A 1,331-nucleotide genomic window follows, 5' to 3' on the forward strand; every position below is an offset into this window, starting at 1 on the left:
ATGATCGAGGAAGTCGCCGGTGGCCAGATCCCGGATCAGTGTCTCGTTGACAGGCGTGCCCTCGAAGTCGAGCTCCTTGATCTCTTTGGCCAGAGGTAGCGTGGCGATGGTCATCTGGTATTTGATCGCGCGCGCCTGTTTCTCACTGATCTCGGCGGCCAGGAGGTCGCCAATGATCTGTTGTGGCTCGTACTGGCGCTTGATCGCCGTGGTGATGATCTCGTCGTAGGCCGTCCTCATGCCGTAGAGCTTCAACTGGCCCATGGCGTCCAGCACCTGTGATCGTTCCATCGGTTTTTCTCCGGAGACTGTCATGGCGATCGCAATTGGCAGCAGGCTCGCAGGCCAGCTTCAGCGCATCCGGCGTCGTGATTGTCAGCGGCGGTGGCGGTTCGCGGTGGCGCGCCAGAATGTTCAGAACGACCGGAATAGACGTTGTGCGCCAGCGCCTCCGAGCAGGCCGCTTCGACGGCTTCGATGCCATCACTGAGCACGGCACCGAGGATCTCGACCACCTGGCGGTCGCCACCGGGCTGGTGCTCCAGCTTGCGCCGCACACGGCGCAGTGCCGGCGGCAATTCCCATTCCTTGAAGGGCGCGCCGTTGCGCAACGCGCCAGGTTTGCGCGCCAGGACGGGTACGTAATGCACGGGATCGTAGACGGTGGTGTTGCGCCCGAAGACCCGATCATGGCGAGCGACAACCTGCCCGTCCTGCCAGCATTCCAAACGGTCGGCGTAGGCCCTGATCTCGACCGGCCGCCCAACAGTCCGAGCATCGACCGAGTAGAGGTTCTTGTCGAAGCGCACGAGGTAGGGTGAAGGGCGTCCAGGAATTGGTCCAGTGGACCAATTCAGCCCTGAACGGGCGGAGCCCCGGGCTTGGACACCGATGCCGGCACCGCGTGGAAGCCATCGAACGGGCCGACATAAGGGATCAGGCTCGGCCGCTCGGCTTGGGACACCTCCCAAACCGTCTTCTCCGGTATGTCGGGATGTTTGTTCGCTTTGGCGTGGGCCATACACCGGTCCTCGAGCCAGGCGTTCAACTCGGCGAGGGATTTGAACTTGGGGCGCGGTACAAAGAAGCGCTGCCGGAGGACGCCGACCTGGTTCTCGACCTGGCCCTTCTCCCAGCCCGATGCGGGCGTGCAGGCGACCGGATCGACCAAGTAGTGCCCGCACATCTGCTGGAACCGGCGATTGTAGGCGCGGTCCTTGCCAACAAAGATCGTGTCCACCGCCGTCTTCGCGTCCATTGTCTCTCGGACCGTGTATGGATGGCCCCTTGGCAAGAGCTTTGTTCGGGTCCGGCAATCTGGTCGGTCGCGG

At 63.1% G+C, this 1,331-nt stretch carries 1 protein-coding gene and 1 pseudogene; both read right to left on the reverse strand.

What is annotated here, in order from left to right:
- The coding region (locus RBB42_RS28040) for an ATP-binding protein (RefSeq protein WP_306043975.1) at nucleotides 1–291 on the reverse strand (291 nt) is incomplete at its 3' end.
- A pseudogene (locus RBB42_RS28045) lies at nucleotides 224–1,249 on the reverse strand (Mu transposase domain-containing protein); the annotation flags it as partial. The pseudogene RBB42_RS28045 and the gene RBB42_RS28040, both read right to left, overlap by 68 nt.
- Nucleotides 1,250–1,331 lie beyond the last annotated feature (82 nt).

The sequence above is a fragment of the Mameliella sp. MMSF_3455 genome (assembly GCF_030733205.1).
In the GTDB taxonomy this organism is placed as follows: Bacteria; Pseudomonadota; Alphaproteobacteria; order Rhodobacterales; family Rhodobacteraceae; genus Antarctobacter.